This is a genomic window from Variovorax sp. GW458-11-26-14-LB1, assembly GCF_059423965.1.
Genome location: NZ_JBWKYW010000028.1, coordinates 32,826 through 48,721, shown reverse-complemented (window position 1 = coordinate 48,721; position 15,896 = coordinate 32,826). Strand labels below are relative to the sequence as shown.

General features: G+C 69.4%; 16 protein-coding genes. 6 read left to right on the top strand and 10 right to left on the bottom strand.

Going from position 1 to position 15,896, the window contains the following annotated elements; genetic code table 11:
- Positions 1–21 precede the first annotated feature (21 nt).
- Complete coding sequence (locus AC07YS_RS18880; RefSeq protein ID WP_062479768.1) at positions 22–441, top strand: hypothetical protein; 420 nt, start codon at positions 22–24, stop codon at positions 439–441.
- A 19-nt stretch (positions 442–460) separates the two neighbouring features.
- Here AC07YS_RS18880 and AC07YS_RS18875 read toward each other — a convergent pair whose 3' ends face one another.
- Both AC07YS_RS18875 and AC07YS_RS18870 read right to left on the bottom strand, forming a co-directional pair.
- On the bottom strand, positions 461–1,546 hold the full coding sequence (locus tag AC07YS_RS18875) for an ABC transporter substrate-binding protein (protein ID WP_495268913.1): 1,086 nt from the start codon (positions 1,544–1,546) through the stop codon (positions 461–463).
- A gap of 137 nt (positions 1,547–1,683) precedes the next feature.
- Positions 1,684–3,174 (bottom strand): DHA2 family efflux MFS transporter permease subunit, encoded by a 1,491-nt coding sequence (locus tag AC07YS_RS18870; RefSeq protein WP_495268912.1) that lies wholly within the window; start codon positions 3,172–3,174, stop codon positions 1,684–1,686.
- A gap of 131 nt (positions 3,175–3,305) precedes the next feature.
- Here AC07YS_RS18870 and AC07YS_RS18865 point away from each other — a divergent pair, with 131 nt between their 5' ends.
- Positions 3,306–4,628 carry a zinc-binding metallopeptidase family protein gene (locus tag AC07YS_RS18865; RefSeq protein ID WP_495268911.1) on the top strand — a complete coding sequence of 441 codons (1,323 nt, stop codon included), beginning with the start codon at positions 3,306–3,308 and terminating at the stop codon, positions 4,626–4,628.
- Here the strand turns inward: AC07YS_RS18865 and AC07YS_RS18860 are convergent.
- The 5 genes from AC07YS_RS18860 to AC07YS_RS18840 all read right to left on the bottom strand — a co-directional run bounded on the left by AC07YS_RS18860 (position 4,619) and on the right by AC07YS_RS18840 (position 8,654).
- Positions 4,619–4,837, bottom strand: coding sequence for a cysteine-rich CWC family protein (locus AC07YS_RS18860; protein ID WP_495268910.1), 219 nt, complete (start codon positions 4,835–4,837; stop codon positions 4,619–4,621). The genes AC07YS_RS18865 and AC07YS_RS18860 overlap by 10 nt on opposite strands.
- Positions 4,834–6,090 carry a 6-phosphofructokinase gene (locus AC07YS_RS18855; protein WP_495268909.1) on the bottom strand — a complete coding sequence of 419 codons (1,257 nt, stop codon included), beginning with the start codon at positions 6,088–6,090 and terminating at the stop codon, positions 4,834–4,836. The genes AC07YS_RS18860 and AC07YS_RS18855 overlap by 4 nt, the downstream gene beginning before the upstream one ends.
- Before the next feature lie 58 nt (positions 6,091–6,148).
- Positions 6,149–7,306 (bottom strand): acyl-CoA dehydrogenase family protein, encoded by a 1,158-nt coding sequence (locus tag AC07YS_RS18850; protein WP_095743339.1) that lies wholly within the window; start codon positions 7,304–7,306, stop codon positions 6,149–6,151.
- A 7-nt stretch (positions 7,307–7,313) separates the two neighbouring features.
- A complete protein-coding gene (locus tag AC07YS_RS18845) occupies positions 7,314–8,132 on the bottom strand; it encodes an enoyl-CoA hydratase-related protein (protein ID WP_495268908.1) in 819 nt (272 codons plus the stop codon).
- Between the two features lie 165 nt (positions 8,133–8,297).
- A complete protein-coding gene (locus AC07YS_RS18840; protein WP_495268907.1) occupies positions 8,298–8,654 on the bottom strand; it encodes a DUF2917 domain-containing protein in 357 nt (118 codons plus the stop codon).
- 82 nt (positions 8,655–8,736) lie between these two features.
- Here AC07YS_RS18840 and AC07YS_RS18835 point away from each other — a divergent pair, with 82 nt between their 5' ends.
- Positions 8,737–9,663 carry a LysR substrate-binding domain-containing protein gene (locus tag AC07YS_RS18835; protein ID WP_495268906.1) on the top strand — a complete coding sequence of 309 codons (927 nt, stop codon included), beginning with the start codon at positions 8,737–8,739 and terminating at the stop codon, positions 9,661–9,663.
- 1 nt (position 9,664) lies between these two features.
- Here AC07YS_RS18835 and AC07YS_RS18830 read toward each other — a convergent pair whose 3' ends face one another.
- Entirely contained in the window at positions 9,665–10,234 is a 570-nt protein-coding gene (locus tag AC07YS_RS18830; protein ID WP_495268905.1) for a fasciclin domain-containing protein, read from the bottom strand.
- Between the two features lie 396 nt (positions 10,235–10,630).
- On the opposite strand from AC07YS_RS18830, the gene AC07YS_RS18825 reads away from it, so the two are divergent.
- The 3 genes from AC07YS_RS18825 to AC07YS_RS18815 all read left to right on the top strand — a co-directional run bounded on the left by AC07YS_RS18825 (position 10,631) and on the right by AC07YS_RS18815 (position 12,143).
- On the top strand, positions 10,631–10,858 hold the full coding sequence (locus AC07YS_RS18825; protein ID WP_062479749.1) for a hypothetical protein: 228 nt from the start codon (positions 10,631–10,633) through the stop codon (positions 10,856–10,858).
- Entirely contained in the window at positions 10,851–11,633 is a 783-nt protein-coding gene (locus AC07YS_RS18820) for a hypothetical protein (RefSeq protein WP_495268904.1), read from the top strand. Before AC07YS_RS18825 ends, AC07YS_RS18820 begins: the two co-directional genes overlap by 8 nt.
- Before the next feature lie 69 nt (positions 11,634–11,702).
- A complete protein-coding gene (locus tag AC07YS_RS18815) occupies positions 11,703–12,143 on the top strand; it encodes an EamA family transporter (protein ID WP_495268903.1) in 441 nt (146 codons plus the stop codon).
- On the opposite strand, the gene AC07YS_RS18810 is transcribed toward AC07YS_RS18815, so the two are convergent.
- A complete protein-coding gene (locus AC07YS_RS18810; protein ID WP_307697044.1) occupies positions 12,133–13,419 on the bottom strand; it encodes an MFS transporter in 1,287 nt (428 codons plus the stop codon). The genes AC07YS_RS18815 and AC07YS_RS18810 overlap by 11 nt on opposite strands.
- 149 nt (positions 13,420–13,568) lie before the next feature.
- Complete coding sequence (locus tag AC07YS_RS18805) at positions 13,569–15,743, bottom strand: malate synthase G (RefSeq protein WP_070063724.1); 2,175 nt, start codon at positions 15,741–15,743, stop codon at positions 13,569–13,571.
- Positions 15,744–15,896: the final 153 nt, after the last annotated feature.

Below are 15,896 nucleotides of genomic sequence, written 5' to 3'. Positions count from 1 at the left end.
CGCCGCGGAGGGTTTTCAAAGATGCTTCCCATCGTCGTTGCGCTCATGGCGACCGTCATCCTGCTGGTCTGGATGGGGTTCTTCATGATGGGCTCGCTGCCCTTGCTCGTGCTCTCGCACGACACCCCGCTGGACTCGCGCTTCATCCGCGGCCTGTTCAACGTCTACTACGTGGCCGTGGTGCTCACCGCGAGCGCGGCGGCGCTCAGCTATGCGTGGTGCGGCAAGCCCTTCTTCGCGGTCGGCATGGCCTTCATCGCCGGCCTGGCCTTCGCGCTGCGCCGCTGGCTCATCATTCCGCGCATGGACCTGCTGCGCCACACGATCCCGGCCACGGACACGTCGATCGTGCAGTTCCGCAAGCTCCACATCGCGGGCATGGTGCTCAACGTGATGCAGCTGGGCACGGTGGCGTGGGCGCTCACGCAGCTGGGGTTGTGAGCAGAGCCGGCCTCTGTCTCTAGCGCAGGAAGCGCCCTTCCTTCGTCACCCGCACCATCTCGATGAAGCGAGAGCCCGTGTTGCTCGCGCCCGTGAAGTCGATCTCCATGTTGCCGATGCGCAGCTTCATCGCTTTCAGCGTGGCGTGCAGCTTTGCGCGCGTGAGGTCGCGGCCGGTGCGGCGCAGCGCCTCGATCATCACGAGCGCGTTCACATAGCCTTCGTAGCTCAGGTAGCCGATGTCGACTTTGGCGCGCTCGGCCAGCTGGCGGAACTCGCGCGCGGTGGCGTCGACCTCGCTCCAGGGGTAGGGCACGATCTGCGAAATGGCCAGGCCGCTGGTCTTGTCGCCCACGAGCTTGGCGGTGACGTCGCCCGGCACGATCGACATGCCGTAGAACATCTGGCGCCCGCCGGCGGTCCAGGCGCTCTTCATGACCTCGCCGCCGATGCCGCCGCCCAGGTACATGAGCACGGCCTGCGCCTGGCTGTCGGCCAGCGCCTTGCCCGCGGCCTCGTTGGTCGTGCCGTCGCCCTTCACGGGCACCGCCGCCACGGGCTTGAGCTTGAGCGTGTCGAGCGCCGCCTCGACCAGCCGCGCCACTTCGGCGCCGCCGGGGTTGTCCAGGTAGGCCACGGCGATGCGCGAGACGCCGATGGTGCTCAGGTGCTGCACCAGCGCCTGCGCCTCGCGCGCGAAGGTGGCGCGCACGAAATAACCCGCGCCGGCGACCTTCTCGCGCGCCGAATCCGACACGGCATAGCCGCCCACCATCGGCGCGCCGCTCTGGCCCAGCACCTTGGCCGCGGCGGCCGTGGTGCCCGAGCCCACGCAGCCGAAGAAGGCGAAGGCGCGGTGCTCGGCGAGCAGCTTCTCGTAGTTGGCGACGGCCTTCTCGGGCTTGAGCTCGTCGTCGAGCGAGACCAGCTTGAGCTTGCGGCCCGCGAGCCCGCCCTGCGCATTGACTGCGTCGAAGGCCAGCCCGGCACCGGCCATCACGACCTTGATCGGCGCGCCCAGCGGGCCGCTCAGGATGCCGGTGTGGCCGAGCACGATCTCGCCGTCGCTGACGCCGTTCTCGGCGGCCAGGGCGGTGGAAGGCAAGGAAAGGAGGGGGCCGAGTCCGGCCGTCGCCGCGGCCGAGGCGGCGAGAAAACGTCTGCGATGCATGGAACCGATTCCGCTTCTAGATACAACTGATAACAATTGAAAGCGAAAGCGAGTCCCCGCGCCGCCGGGGTTTACCCCCTGTGTTGCGCCGTGTCCTCGCCGGGCGGCTCGCGCAGCTGCCAGGCCGCGCAGACGGCCAGCGCGCACAGGCCGGCCAGCATCAGGAACACCTCGTCGAAGGCGGCCAGCCGCGCGGGCGTGCTCACCGGGTTGGCGAGCGAGTCGCCGTGCGCCGCCAGGCGCCATTCGAGAATGATGGCGCACAGGCTCACGCCCACGGCGCCGCCGAGCATGCGCACGAAGCTGATTGCGCTGGCGCCCTGCGGGATGAGCGGCTTGGCCAGCGGGCGCATCGACCCGAGGTTGAGCGAGGGCAGGATGAAGCCCAGCCCGATGCGCCCGACGATCGCGAACACCACCAGCAGCCACAGCGGGCTGTCCAGCCGCAGCACGGCCATGAGCGCGAACGACACCGCCAGCAGCGCCAGGCCGATGCTCACCAGGAGCCAGGTCGGTTGCTTGTCGGCCAGCCGGCCCACGCCGGCGATGGTGAAGGCCAGCACGATGCCGGCCGGCAGCAGGGTGGTGCCCACGTGCGAGGCCGACAGGTGCAGCCCCACCTGCATGTACACCGGCAGCAGGTAGGTCGATCCGAACAGCGCGGTGCCGTAGATGAAGGCGACCAGGCTGCCCATGGCGAACTGGCGGTAGCGAAAGAGCGCGAGGTTCATGAGCGGCGCGCCGCCCGAGGTCATGAGCCGGCGCTGCCACCACACGAAGGCGGCGAAGGCGACGAGCGCGCCGGCCAGCAGCAGCGCGGCCTGCAGCGGCGAATCGCCGCGCAGCTCGACCAGCCCGTTCAGCAGGCACAGCGTGCCCACGGTGCCCAGCGCCAGCCCGCGCGCATCGAGCCCGCTGCCGCGCGTCGCGGCCACGCCGCCGGGCGCGGTCTTGGGCACGAACTTGTAGGCCAGCCAGATCGAGGCCAGGCAGAAGGGCACCACCATGAAGAAGATCGAGCGCCAGCCGAACAGGTCGACCAGCACGCCGCCGATGCTCGGCCCGATGGCCGGCGCCAGCACCACGCCCATGCCGAAGATGCCGCTGGCGCGCCCCTGCTCGTGCGGCTCGAAGGCGCGCAGGATGATGATGGCCGGAATGGGCTGCACCACGCCCGCCGCCAGCCCTTCGGCCACGCGCGCCAGCAGCACCAGCGGGTAGTGGTTGGCCACGCCGCCCACGATGCCGCCGGCCAGCAGCAGGAGCATGGTGCCGACGTAGGTGCGCCGGTAGCCGTAGCGCGACAGCAGCCAGGGCGTGGTGAGCATCGACACCGTCATCGCCACCATGAAGCCCGAGCTGACCCACTGCGCGCGCTCCTGGCCCAGCGCGAAGTGGTGGCTCATGTCGGGGATCGCCACGTTGACGATGGTCGAGGACATGATGGACGCCATCGTGCCGACCATGACCGACAGCAGCAGGTACCAGCGGTAGCGCTCGCCGTAGCGGGCGCGCAGGGCGCCCATGGAGGGCGGCGTGTCAGGGGGTTGTGGGGAGGTCATGGGGCGGCGCAGGGACGGTCGCGGGTCCGTCGTCCTACAAGCATATCGGTGTTTGCGGCGTCGACCGCGCACGGGCCGGTCGCACAATGCGGCGGCTGTCCCCTGTGCGTCAAGTCTCCAAAGAACAAGCCATGCATCCATCGACCCCCGACTCCGTTCACGACCCGGCCGTGCCCGATGCCACCCCCACGCTCGCGGCCGAACTCGCCGCGCCCACCGTCAGCCGCGCCTACCGCTGCCAGTGCGGGCGCCCCGTGTTCCTGCGCAACAGCGAGTGCCTGGCCTGCCACACGCCGCTGGGCTACGTGATCGACCGGCTCGGCGTGGTGCCGCTGGCGCCGGCCGAAGGCGAGGGCGCGCTGCCCGACACCTTCACCGTCTTCGGCGACCCGCATGGCGCCACCTACCGCCGCTGCGCCAACCTCATGACGCCGGCCGCCTGCAACTGGATGGTGGCGCAGCCGCGCGAGGGCGAGACCATTCCCGCCGACACGCAGGGCCTGGCGCCCGGCTACTGCCTGGCCTGCAGCGTCACGCGCACCATCCCCGACCTGTCGGTGGAGGCCAACGGCGAACTCTGGCGCAAGCTCGAGATGCCCAAGCGCCGCCTGATCTCGCAGCTGCTCGCGCTCGGCCTGCCGGTGGTGAGCCGCCATGCCGACCCGGTGCACGGGCTGGCCTTCGACTTTCTCAGCAACATGCCGGGCGCCCCGCACGTGATGACGGGCCACGAGCACGGCCTGATCACGCTCAACGCCGAGGAGGCCGAAGACGCCGTGCGCGAGCGCATCCGCGCCGAGATGCACGAGCCCTACCGCACGCTGCTGGGGCACTTCCGCCACGAGATCGGCCACTACTACTGGGACCTGCTGGTGCTGCCCACGCGCTGGATCGACGACTTCCGCGTGCTCTTCGGCGACGAGCGCGCCGACTACGGCGCCGCGCTGCAGCAGCACTACGAACAGGGCCCGCCGCCCGACTGGGCGCAGCGCTTCGTCAGCAGCTACGCGAGCATGCACCCATGGGAAGACTGGGCCGAGACCTGGGCCCACTACCTGCACATGGCCGACACGGCCGACACGGCCATGAGCTTCGGCATCGACGCGAGCAACGTGGAACTGCAGAACGATCTCTTCACCGCCGCCGACCTGTGGCAGCCCGAGCATCCCGATGCTGCGAAATTCCTCGACTTCATCAACGGCTGGGTGCTGCTGACCAGCATGCTCAACGAGCTGTCGCGCAGCATGGGCCAGCCCGACTACTACCCCTTCGTGCTGCCGCGCGCGGCGGTGGGCAAGCTGCAGTTCATCCACGGCGTGGTCACCGCGCAGCGCAGCGGCACGGCGCCGACGATGGTGACGGCGGGGGATGTGGCGGAAGCCGCGACGGAAGCTGCCGAGCCTGCACAGGAGCAGTCGCAATCCCAGTCGCAGGGCGACGTCGCTCAGTCCTGAGGCGGCGGCTTTCCTGCGGCGCAGCGCGCGCAGATGCAGGCCTGGCCGCGCAACGCCGGGGGCAGCGTGTCGAGCGGGGCCAGCGAAAAATCGGCGGCCATGCACCAGCAGGGCGGCTGCGCCTGCCCGGTCTCGCGCTCGACCTCCATCGCGCAGCGGTTCGCCTCGCCGCACAGCGGACAGCGCGCGGTGTCGACGACCACCGTCATGCGAGCGCGAAGGCCGACAGCTTCTTCGGCACCGCCACGTTGCGCAGCGTCGCGTACACCGGCAGGCCGTCGCGGTAGGCGGGGTAGTCCTCGCCCGCGATCAGCGGCAGCAGGTAGCGGCGGCACTTCTCGGTGATGCCGTAGCCGTCGTCCGAAATGAAGTCGCGCGGCATCGGCTTCTCGACATTGGCCACCGCCTCGAGCGGCGCCGCGCCCAGCGTGTACGTATAGGGCACGTCGCTCGTGCGTTCGATGGTCGGCATCACCGCGTTGCGGCCTTCGAGCGCCAGCTCGACCGCGCGCTGGCCCAGCTCGTAGGCCTGCTTCACGTCGGTGGCCGAGGCGATGTGGCGTGCCGCGCGCTGCAGGTAGTCGGCCACCGCCCAGTGGAACTTGTGGCCCAGCGCCTCCTTCACCATCTGCGCCACCACCGGCGCCGCGCCGCCCAGTTGCGCATGGCCGAAGGCATCGCGTGCGCCCTGTTCGGCCAGGAAGGTGCCGTCGGGGTGGTGGCAGCCCTCGGACACCACCACCGAGCAGTAGCCGTGCTGCTGCACCATGGCATCGACGCGCGCCAGGAAGCGGGCCGCATCGAACTCGATCTCGGGGAACAGCACCACCACCGGAATGCCATGGTCGGCCACCAGCCCGCCGGCCGCGGCGATCCAGCCCGCGTGGCGGCCCATCACCTCGAGCACGAACACCTTGGTGGAGGTGGCGGCCATCGAGCGCACGTCGAACGAGGCCTCCAGCGTGGACACCGCCACGTACTTCGCTACCGAGCCGAAGCCCGGGCAGCAGTCGGTCAGCGGCAGGTCGTTGTCGATGGTCTTGGGCACGTGGATCGCCTGCAGCGGGTAGCCCATCGACTGCGACAGCTGGCTCACCTTGAAGCAGGTGTCGGCCGAGTCGCCGCCGCCGTTGTAGAAGAAGTAGCTGATGCCGTGCGCCTTGAACACCTCGATCAGGCGCTCGTACTCGCGGCGGTTCTTCTCGAGCGACTTGAGCTTGTAGCGGCACGAGCCGAACGCGCCCGAGGGCGTGGTGCGCAGCGCCGCGATCGCCTCGGCCGGCTCGGCACTGGTGTCGATCAGGTCCTCGGTGAGCGCGCCGAGGATGCCGTTGCGTCCGGCATAGAGCGTGCCGATGCGGTCCGGGTGCTGGCGCGCCGTCTCGATCACGCCGCAGGCCGAGGCGTTGATGACCGAGGTGACGCCGCCCGACTGGGCGTAGAAGGCGTTGAGGATGGGCATGCGCGGCATTCTCCCGCAGCCCTTTCCATGGCGCCAGTGGTGCCAAATGCGGGGCGCTTCAGCGCCCGCCGAGGCCCATCGCGCGCGTGATCACCTCTTTCATGATCTCGTTGGTGCCGCCGTAGATGCGCTGCACGCGCGCGTCGGCGTACGCGCGGGTGATCGGGTACTCCCACATGAAGCCGTAGCCGCCGTGCAGCTGCACGCACTCGTCCATCACCTTGCACTGCAGGTCGCTGGTCCAGTACTTGGCCATGCTCGCGGTGGCGGTGTCGAGCTTCTCGGCCATCAGCAGCTCGATGCACTTGTCGACGAACACCTGCGCCACCTGCACCTCGGTCTGCAGCTCGGCCAGCGTGTAGCGCGTGTTCTGGTAGTTGCCCACGGGCTGGCCGAACACCTTGCGCTCCTTCACGTAGGCCACGGTGTGGTCGATGGCCGCTTGCGACGCGGCCACCGCGCTGATCGCGATCTGCAGCCGCTCCCAGGGCAGCTGCTCCATCAGACAGACGAAGCCGCGGTTGACCTCGCCCAGCAGCGCCTCGGCGGGCAGGCGCACGTCGTTGAAGAACAGCTCCGAGGTGTCCTGCGCCTTCAGGCCCAGCTTCTTCAGGCGCTTGCCCTTCTCGAAGCCCGGCATGCCGCGCTCGACGAGGAACAGGCTCGTGCCCTTCGCGCCCGCGGCCGGGTCGGTCTTTGCGACCACGATCACCAGGTCGGCATGCCAGCCGTTGGTGATGAAGGTCTTGCTGCCGTTGAGCAGGTAGCTGCCGTCGGCCTGGCGGATGGCGCTGGTCTTCACGGCCTGCAGGTCGCTGCCCGCGCCGGGTTCGCTCATGGCGATGGCGCCGACCATCTCGCCGCTGGCGAGCTTGGGCAGGTAGTGCTGTTTCTGCGCCTCGGTGCCGTAGCGCAGGATGTACGGCGCCACGATCTCGTTGTGCAGGCCGAAGCCGATGCCTGTGAAGCCGCGTGCCCACAGCTCCTCGAACTGGATCACCGAGTACAGCAGGTCGGCGCCCGCGCCGCCGTAGGTGTCGGGCAGCGCCATGCACAGGAAGCCGTTCTCGCCGGCCTTGGACCAGACGGCGCGGTCGACGTAGCCCTGCTCTTCCCAGGCGTCGTGGAAGGGCGCGATCTCCTTGTCCATGAAGCGGCGGAAGCTGTCGCGGAAGGCCTCGTGGTCGGCGGTGAAGAGGGTGCGTTCGATGGTCATGGGGACGTCAGCGGGTTTCGAAAACAGGGGGGCGCTTCTGCAGGAAGGCGCTCACGCCTTCACGGAAGCTGGGGCGGTCGATGAGCGCGCGCTGGCGCTCGCTCTCGTAGTGCAACTGTTCCTTCAGCGTGTGGTGCTCCGAGGCGTCGAAGGCCTCGCGCGCTTCGAGTACCGCGTGCGCCGGCAGGCGCGCCAGGCGCTGCGCGATGGCGCGGGCCTCGTCCATCAGCTGCTCGTCGTCGGCGCAGGCCCAGATCAGGCCCCACTGCACGGCGCGCCCGGCGCTCAGGCGCTCGTCCAGCAGTGCCATGCCCATCGCGCGTGCCCGGCCGGCGCGGCGCGGGATGGCCCAGGTGCAGCCCAGGTCGGGCACGATGCCGAGCTTGGGCAGGAACGGGAGGTAGAAGTAGGCGCTGCGTGCCGCGATGGTCACGTCGGCCGCGAGCGCCAGGCCCACGCCCGCACCGGCCGCCGGACCGTTGACGGCGGCCACCACCGGCACCGGCAGCGTGCGCAGCGTCTCGATGAGCGGGTTGCTGAGCTTCTGCATCCACTCGGCGGTCTGGTCGCCGAGCGTCTGGCCGGGCTCGCCGGGCGGCGCCATCGCGCTCAGGTCGGCGCCCACGCAGAAGGCCTTGCCGGCGCCCGTGAGGATCACGGCGCGCACCGTGCGGTCGTCGCGGATGCGTTCGAGCGCGTCGCGCAACTCGACCTGCAGGTCTTTCGCGATCGGGTTCAGCTTGTGCGGCAGGTTCAGCGTGAGCGTAGCGATGCCGTCGGCCTGCTCGCACAGCACGCAGGGTTGGGTTTGTTGCGGCGCGGTCATGCGAGCGCTGCGCCAGAAGTGGTGGTCATGGGCGTGTCCCTTTCAAGGTCAAGAAGGAAAACGGACGCCCAAAGCAAAAAGCCGCCTGTCGTCACGGCGGCACGCGGTGCTGCTCCCTGCGGGGGCGGTCCATGGCATCGAGGTTCGATGCCACGGCGCCCGCGGTCAAGCCGGGGACAACCCGTGCAGTGCCAGTCGCCAAGGCGACCGCACACGAGCCTGTGCGCGCGAGGCCGGGTTCGGCAGCGCGGCGGGCTGCGCGTCCGACACCGAGATGCACGAGGACTCCAGCGCCGACACCAGCACGCGCCGGTGCTCGCTGCTCTCGAAGCGCTCGCCCGGCCCGAGCACGATGTCGCGCGGGTCGCGGTCGAGCGTGATCCACACCGCGCCGCTGCGGCACTCGATGCCCACGCCCGCGCCGTCGGGCACGGCGAAGACGGCGCGGCTGGGCAGGCTCACGTGGAAGCGCGAGCTCGACGAGGAGAAAAAGGTGGAAGGGGACCGGTCGGTGGTGCTCATGGGAACCTCCATTGCATTCGTGATACGAATGAATATAGTGAGCCGAACCCTCTCTTACACGCGGTCATTCGGAACTCGTTGCATGCCTACAGAGAATGCGAAAACCCCTGCCGGCGAGCTCCCGCCGCTCGAGCTGCTGCGCAGCTTCGAGGCCGCCGCGCGCCGGCTCAGCTTCACGCTGGCGGCGGGCGAGCTGCACCTCACGCAGTCGGCCGTGAGCCGGCAGATCCAGCAGCTCGAAGCCAGCCTGGGCGTGCTGCTGTTCGAGCGCCGCCACCGTGCGCTCGCGCTCACCGAGGCCGGCGGCGTGCTGCAGCGCGCCGTCACCGACAGCCTGGAGCGCCTGCGCGACGCCACTGCGCGCGTGCGCGCCAGCGCCGCGCCGCGGCAGGTGTCGATCACCACCACGCCGGGCTTCGCGTCGCTGTGGCTCATTCCGAAACTGGCGCGCTTCACCAGCACGCATCCGCAGGTCGACGTGCGCGTGTCGGCCACGCTCGATGTGCTCGACCTGGACGTGAGCCGCCTCGACCTCGCGGTGCGCTTCGTGCCCATCGGCCGCGGCGTGGGTCCGGCGCTGTTCGAGGAGTCGGTGATCCCGCTGTGCGCGCCGCAGGTGGCCGCGTCGCTGCGCGAGCTGTCCGATTTTTCCAAGCTCACGCTGCTGACCATCGAGTACCCGGACCACAGCGAAGCCCCGACCGCCGACTGGGAGCCGTGGCTCAAGGTGATGGTGCTGGAAGACCTGCGCATGAAGAGCACGCTGCGCTTCTCGCAGTACGCCGATGCGGTGGCCGCCGCGGTGGCGGGGCAGGGCGTGGTGATCGGGCGCCTGCCGCTGCTGCGCGAACTGGTGCGCGACGGCCGGCTCGTGGCGCCGCTCGGCCAGGGCGTGGCATCGCACCGCGGCTACTTCATCGAGATGTCGCGGCGCGCCGCGGGCAACCGCGACGCGCAGGACTTCGCGCAATGGCTGCGCGACGAAGCGGAGGCCGCGCAGCGGGCCTGACTCAACCTGGCAGCAGCACCTTGTTGACGACGTGGATCACGCCGTTCGACTGGTAGACATTGGCGATCGTCACCGCCGCCGTGCCGCCCTTGGCATCGGTCACCCACACCGTGCCGCCGCTCATCGTCGCCGTGAGCGTGCCGCCGCTGGCGGTCTTGAGCATCGCCTTGCCGCCGCCTGCGTTGATCGCGCTCGTCAGCGCCGCGCTGTCCATGCGACCGGGCACCACGTGGTAGGTCAGCACCTTGGTGAGCGTGGCCTTGTTCTCGGGCTTGAGCAGCGTGTCGACCGTGCCGGCCGGCAGCGCCGCGAACGAGGCGTTGGTGGGCGCGAACACCGTGAACGGGCCCGGGCTCTTGAGCGTGGCCACGAGGTCGGCCGCCTTCACCGCGGCGACCAGCGTCGTGTGGTCCTTCGAATTCACTGCGTTGTCGACGATGTCCTTCGTCGGGTACATCGGCGCGCCGCCGACCATCGGGGTGGCAGCATTGCTGCTGGCGTTGCTCATGCCACTGCCGGCGCACGCGCCGAGCAGGACCGACACGCCGAGGGCGATCACGAGTTTTTTCATGGATGTCTCCTGGAAGGAAAGGCTCTGTGGAAACCGCCAACAGCTCGGAGGCGCGATGCGCTTGAGATGCCATACGGCGCGATGTGCGAAGCGGATTCAATCGGCGTGCCCTGTCAGCTTTGCGCCACAGCGCGCCGCGACGGGCTTGCGCACGGCGAAGGCCCTCGCCAGAATCCGCCCTTCCTTTTTCAGCGACAGTTTTTTCCGACACCGCGCACGGCGACGATCAACCTCCCGGGCGAGAACACCATTCAATGAACCGTTCACTGAACACCTGACGCACACCGACCGCCCCGGCCGGATGTGCACCTTCGCATCCGCCGCGGCCGAATCGACAAGGGCCCCGCGCGCAACTGCATTCGCCGGGGCCTTTTTGTTTTTTCGGAGTGTGTGCACATGAGTGCTCAACGAAAGGCCCGCGACGACGACAAGCGTCTGGGCCGGTTCTACTTTGCGGTGCCCGCGTCGGCACCGCGCAATCCCGTGGTGGCCGCGATGGCCCGCCGCGAATCCAGCCAGGGCGCAGGCCGCCACCTGCGCACCCACCGCGCCGAGCGGCGCGCGCAGAAGGTGGCGCTGCAGAAAGCTGCGCGCGACTTCGGGCGGAGGGCCGACGATGCGTGACGACATGGACAAGGTGATCGTCGAGCGTCCGCGCGGCGGCTGGCGCGTGCAGGGCGATGGCCGCCCGTGGCGCAACAGCCCCGAGCGCGGTTCGCACCTGGGCATGAAGCGCGGCCTGCAGCATCCGAAGTGGCTGAGCGAAAACCTCCAGCCGCTCAAGCGCTGGCTGCACAAGCAGGTGCACCGGCCGTGGGACAAGGTGTACGCCGAGCTGTGCAGCGGCATCGATCGCCGCAGCACGGTGCAGGCGCACATCTTCCTGCACGTCGACGACTTCGTGGCGCGCGACGCGGTGCTGTGCGACGGCGAGGTGCGGGTGCGGCCTCACCGCTGGGGAACCCGCGACGGCGTGCCGCTGCACGAAGCGCCGGGCGTCGAGCTGTTCGTGCACCCGGTCACCGGCATCCTGCTGCCGAACCGGCGCCTGCGCGAAGCGCGCGCGGCGCGTCGTGTGGACCGGGCCGCGCGGCGGGGCGACACGCCTTACGCGGTCTACCACGTGATCGACGAGACCACGCAGTGGCACTGCGTCGACGGCTGCTGGTTCGAGGTCGTGCTGGCGAAGTTTCCTGAGCGCGCAAGCGCGACGCAGCCGGAACCCAAGTGCTACGACGTGCTGCGCCGTTGCATGGTCACGCGCTGCGGCGCGGCGCGACGTTCAGCGCCGGGCCTGCCCACGCACTTCGATATGTACGGGCGTCACGATGTCTATGCCGTTGCCAAGCGCCAGCTGAGCCGGCGCGAGGTGAGGGCGCGGTTGGGGGATGCGGCGTGAGCACCGCAGCACGGCTGTTCGCGCGATGATCGGGCGGACTGACATCACCTGCCCCTGAAGGAGCGCGCCATGAGCTTCGCTGCATCATCGAACTGGTTCGTTTGGGCGATCCTGTCGGCCGTCTTCGCCGCGATGACGGCCATCCTCGCCAAGCTGGGCCTGGCCGGCGTCGATGCCGACATGGCGACGCTGGTGCGAACCGTGGTGATCCTCGTCGTGCTCGCGGCCTTCGTGAAGGCCACGGGCAAGTGGAGCAATCCCTTCGAACTGTCGCCGTGCACCTGGGCCTTTCTCGTGCTGTCGGGGCTGGCGACCGGCGCGTCGTGGGTCTGCTACTTCCGCGCGCTCAAGATGGGGAATGCCTCGCAGGTCGCGCCGGTCGACAAGCTCAGCGTGGTGCTCGTGGTGCTGTTCGCCGTGATGTTCCTCGGCGAGCGCCCGTCCGTGCGCGAGTGGGGCGGCGTGGCGATGATCGCGGGCGGAGTGTTGATGCTGGCGATCAAGCGCTAGGCGGTGCCGTCGGGCGCACCAATGCCTTGGCTCTCGGCAGCACCCAGAACGCCAGCGTCCCCGCCGCCAGCATCCCGCTCACCGTGAGGAACACCGCGCGAAACGGCTCGCTGCCCTGGGCCACGGCCCAGGAGGCGGCGACGCCGGTGGTCCATTGCATCAGCGAGACGCCGAGGAACATCGCCATGTTGAGCAGCGCCATTGCGCGGCCCGTGACGGCCGCCGGGTAGGCGTTCTTGGTGTACGCGTACAGCAGCACGCTGTAGCCCGACAGCATGCCGTAGACGATCGGCAGGCCGATGTCGATGGCGCGCGATTGCGTGAGGGCCATGGCGGCGAACATCGCCGCGCCGGCGAAGGCGCAGCGCATCATCCAGCGCGTGCGGCGCGCGCCGCCGGGGTCGAGGCGGCCGAACAGCATGGGGCTGGCCATGCCGGCGACGGTCATCACCAGCGCCACGTTGCCGCTGGCCACGAGCGAGAGGCCGTGGCGGTCGTGCAGCACGGGGCCCAGCCACAGGCCGCGCAGCGTGATGAAGGCCGCATACGACACGCAGGCGAAGCACAGCAGGCCGAGCGTGTGCGGCATGGCGAACAGCGGCAGCAGGTCGCGCACGGCCTGGCGCAGCGACTGGCGCTCGGGTGCGGGTTCGTCCGATGCGATCGTTGTTGTCGTCGTGCGTGCGGGCTCGTGCACGCGCCAGAAGATGACGATCCACGAGAGCACGGCGAAGGCGGTCAGCGCGGCATAGCCGGCGCGCCACGAGGCGGCTTCGATCAGCAGCGCCAGCGGCGTGCCGGTGAACAGGATGCCCATGCCCGCGAGGCTCATCACCAGCCCCGACATGGCGGTGAAGCGCGCGGCGTCGAAGTGCCGCGCGATGAACACGGTGCAGGCCAGGAAGGCCGGCGCGCAGCCCACGCCGATCAGCGCCTGCCCCAGCAGCAGCGCGCCGAAGCCCGGCGCCACGGTGCACAGCGCGGCGCCCGCGATGGCCAGCGGAAAGGCGGTGAGCACGGTGCGGCGCACGCCGAAGTGGTCGATCGACACGCCCATCGCGAGCTGCATGATGCCGAAGGTGAAATGGAAGGTGCCGGCCCACGTGCCCAACGCCTGCGGCGTGAGGCCGAAGTGCTGCGTGAGCGGCGTGGCCATCATGGCGCCGACGGTGCGAAAGGCCTGGCTCAGCGCGAAGGCGGTGGCCAGTGCGACCAGCATGGCCGCGGCCGAGGTCGACCCGCGGGTCGGGGGCGGCGAAGCCGCGTGCTTGTTCATCGAAAGAGACGGAGACCGGAGAGAGAAGAGGGCGTCGTCGATGCTACCGGCATGTCGCGCCCCATGCAGAACGGCGCCCGAGGGCGCCGTTCGTTGCGTGTCTCCGAGGCGTCAGTACCGGCGGTGGCCGGCACTGCGCAAGGCGCGCGTCAGGCCGCGGCCTTGACCTTCAGGCGCCAGGCGTGCAGCAGCGGCTCGGTGTAGCCGCTGGGCTGCTCGATGCCCTTGAACACGAGGTCTTGCGCGGCCTTGTAGGCGGCCGAGGTGTCGAAGTGGCCGGCCATCGGCTGGTACAGCGCGTCGCCGGCGTTCTGCTCGTCGACCACCTTGGCCATGCGCTGGAAGGCCTCGTCGACCTGCGCCTTGGTGACCACGCCGTGCAGCAGCCAGTTGGCGATGTGCTGGCTCGAGATGCGCAGCGTGGCGCGGTCTTCCATGAGGCCGACGTTGTGGATGTCGGGCACCTTCGAGCAGCCCACGCCCTGGTCGACCCAGCGCACCACGTAGCCCAGGATGCCCTGCACGTTGTTGTCGATTTCCTGCTGCTTCTCGGCGTCGGTCCACTTGGCCTGCGCAGCGATCGGCACCTGCAGCAGCGCGTTCAGGATGTTCTCGCGCTCGCCGTCGGCGTCGATCTTTTCCAGCTCTTGCTGCACCGCGGTCACGCTGACCTGGTGGTAGTGCAGCGCGTGCAGCGTGGCGGCGGTGGGCGAGGGCACCCAGGCGGTGTTGGCGCCGGCCTTGGGGTGGGCGATCTTCTGCTCGAGCATGGCGGCCATCAGGTCGGGCATGGCCCACATGCCCTTGCCGATCTGCGCCTTGCCGCGCAGGCCGCAGTTCAGGCCGACGAGCACGTTGTTCTTCTCGTAGGCGCCGATCCAGGCGCTGGACTTCATGTCGCCCTTGCGGATCATCGGGCCGCCCTGCATGGCGGTGTGCATCTCGTCGCCGGTGCGGTCCAGGAAGCCGGTGTTGATGAAGGCCACGCGCGCGGCGGCTTCGGCGATGCAGGCCTGCAGGTTCACGCTGGTGCGGCGCTCCTCGTCCATGATGCCGAGCTTGACGGTGTTGGCGGGCAGGCCGAGCAGCTGCTCGACGCGGCCGAACAGCTCGCTGGCGAAGGCGACTTCGGCCGGGCCGTGCATCTTGGGCTTGACGATGTAGATGCTGCCGGTGCGCGAGTTGCCCTTGCGCTTGACGTCGATCATCGCGATGGTGGTGGTGACCACGGCGTCCAGGATGCCTTCGGGGATTTCCTTGCCGCCTTCGTACAGGATGGCCGGGTTGGTCATCAGGTGGCCCACGTTGCGCAGGAACATGAGCGAGCGGCCGTGCAGCTTCAGCGGCTGGCCGTTGGCGCCCGTGTACTCGCGGTCGGCATTCAGGCCGCGCGTGAAGGTCTTGCCGCCCTTGGCGACTTCTTCGGTCAGCGTGCCCTGCACGATGCCCAGCCAGTTGGCGTACGCGACGACCTTGTCGGCCGCGTCGACCACGGCCACCGAGTCTTCCAGGTCGAGGATGGTCGAGAGCGCGGCTTCGAGCACGAGGTCGCTCACGCCGGCCGCATCGCTCTTGCCGATGGCGGTGCTGCGGTCGATGCGGATGTCCAGGTGGATGCCGTTGTGCTTGAGCAGCACCGACGACGGCGCGGCGGCGTCGCCCTGGTAGCCGACGAACTGCGATGCGTCGGCCAGGCCGGTGGTGCTGCCCTGCAGTGCGACGACCAGCTGGCCGTCCTTCACGCTGTAGCCGGTGGCGTTCTTGTGCGAGCCGTTGGCCAAAGGCGCGGCCTGGTCGAGCACGTTGCGCGCGAACTCGATGACCTTGGCGCCGCGCACGGGGTTGTAGCCCTTGCCCTTTTCGGCACCGCCGGTTTCGGGAATGGCGTCGGTGCCGTACAGCGCGTCGTACAGCGAACCCCAGCGCGCGTTGGCGGCGTTCAGGGCGTAGCGCGCGTTCAGGATCGGCACCACCAGCTGCGGGCCGGCCTGCAGCGCGAGTTCGGAGTCGACGTTGGCCGTGGTGGCCTTCACGCCCTTGGGCTGCGGCAGCAGGTAGCCGATCTTTTCCAGGAAGGCGCGGTAGGCCGGCATGTCGGCGATCGGGCCGGGGTTCTTCTTGTGCCAGGCGTCGAGTTCGCTCTGCAGGCGGTCGCGCTCGGCGAGCAGGGCGACGTTCTTGGGCGCCAGGTCATGGACGATGGCGTCGAAGCCCTTCCAGAACACGTCGCTGGCCACGCCGCTGGCGGGCAGGACCTTCTCTTCGACGAAGCGGTGCAGTTCGGTCGCGACCTGGAGTCGGTGGGCGGTGGTGCGGTCGGTCATGTGTTTCTCCTTGGGGAACGCAATGCAAAAAACAGGAAATCGGGGGCGGCGCAGCAGTGGGGCGCACTTGCCCCAGGTGAAGCCATGGGAGAACTGTATTCGATACTTTGCGGGCGAGTAAGAGCCGAAAGTGAGATTTATCTGTGACAAAAA

Coding starts and splice junctions, on each gene's coding strand:
- AC07YS_RS18880 (WP_062479768.1), top strand. CDS start 22: ATGCTTCCCATCGTCGTTGCGCTCATGGCGACCGTCATCCTGCTGGTC.
- AC07YS_RS18870 (WP_495268912.1), bottom strand. CDS start 3,174: ATGACCTCCCCACAACCCCCTGACACGCCGCCCTCCATGGGCGCCCTG.
- AC07YS_RS18865 (WP_495268911.1), top strand. CDS start 3,306: ATGCATCCATCGACCCCCGACTCCGTTCACGACCCGGCCGTGCCCGAT.
- AC07YS_RS18860 (WP_495268910.1), bottom strand. CDS start 4,837: ATGACGGTGGTCGTCGACACCGCGCGCTGTCCGCTGTGCGGCGAGGCG.
- AC07YS_RS18855 (WP_495268909.1), bottom strand. CDS start 6,090: ATGCCCATCCTCAACGCCTTCTACGCCCAGTCGGGCGGCGTCACCTCG.
- AC07YS_RS18850 (WP_095743339.1), bottom strand. CDS start 7,306: ATGACCATCGAACGCACCCTCTTCACCGCCGACCACGAGGCCTTCCGC.
- AC07YS_RS18845 (WP_495268908.1), bottom strand. CDS start 8,132: ATGACCGCGCCGCAACAAACCCAACCCTGCGTGCTGTGCGAGCAGGCC.
- AC07YS_RS18840 (WP_495268907.1), bottom strand. CDS start 8,654: ATGAGCACCACCGACCGGTCCCCTTCCACCTTTTTCTCCTCGTCGAGC.
- AC07YS_RS18835 (WP_495268906.1), top strand. CDS start 8,737: ATGCCTACAGAGAATGCGAAAACCCCTGCCGGCGAGCTCCCGCCGCTC.
- AC07YS_RS18830 (WP_495268905.1), bottom strand. CDS start 10,234: ATGAAAAAACTCGTGATCGCCCTCGGCGTGTCGGTCCTGCTCGGCGCG.
- AC07YS_RS18825 (WP_062479749.1), top strand. CDS start 10,631: ATGAGTGCTCAACGAAAGGCCCGCGACGACGACAAGCGTCTGGGCCGG.
- AC07YS_RS18820 (WP_495268904.1), top strand. CDS start 10,851: ATGCGTGACGACATGGACAAGGTGATCGTCGAGCGTCCGCGCGGCGGC.
- AC07YS_RS18815 (WP_495268903.1), top strand. CDS start 11,703: ATGAGCTTCGCTGCATCATCGAACTGGTTCGTTTGGGCGATCCTGTCG.
- AC07YS_RS18810 (WP_307697044.1), bottom strand. CDS start 13,419: ATGAACAAGCACGCGGCTTCGCCGCCCCCGACCCGCGGGTCGACCTCG.
- AC07YS_RS18805 (WP_070063724.1), bottom strand. CDS start 15,743: ATGACCGACCGCACCACCGCCCACCGACTCCAGGTCGCGACCGAACTG.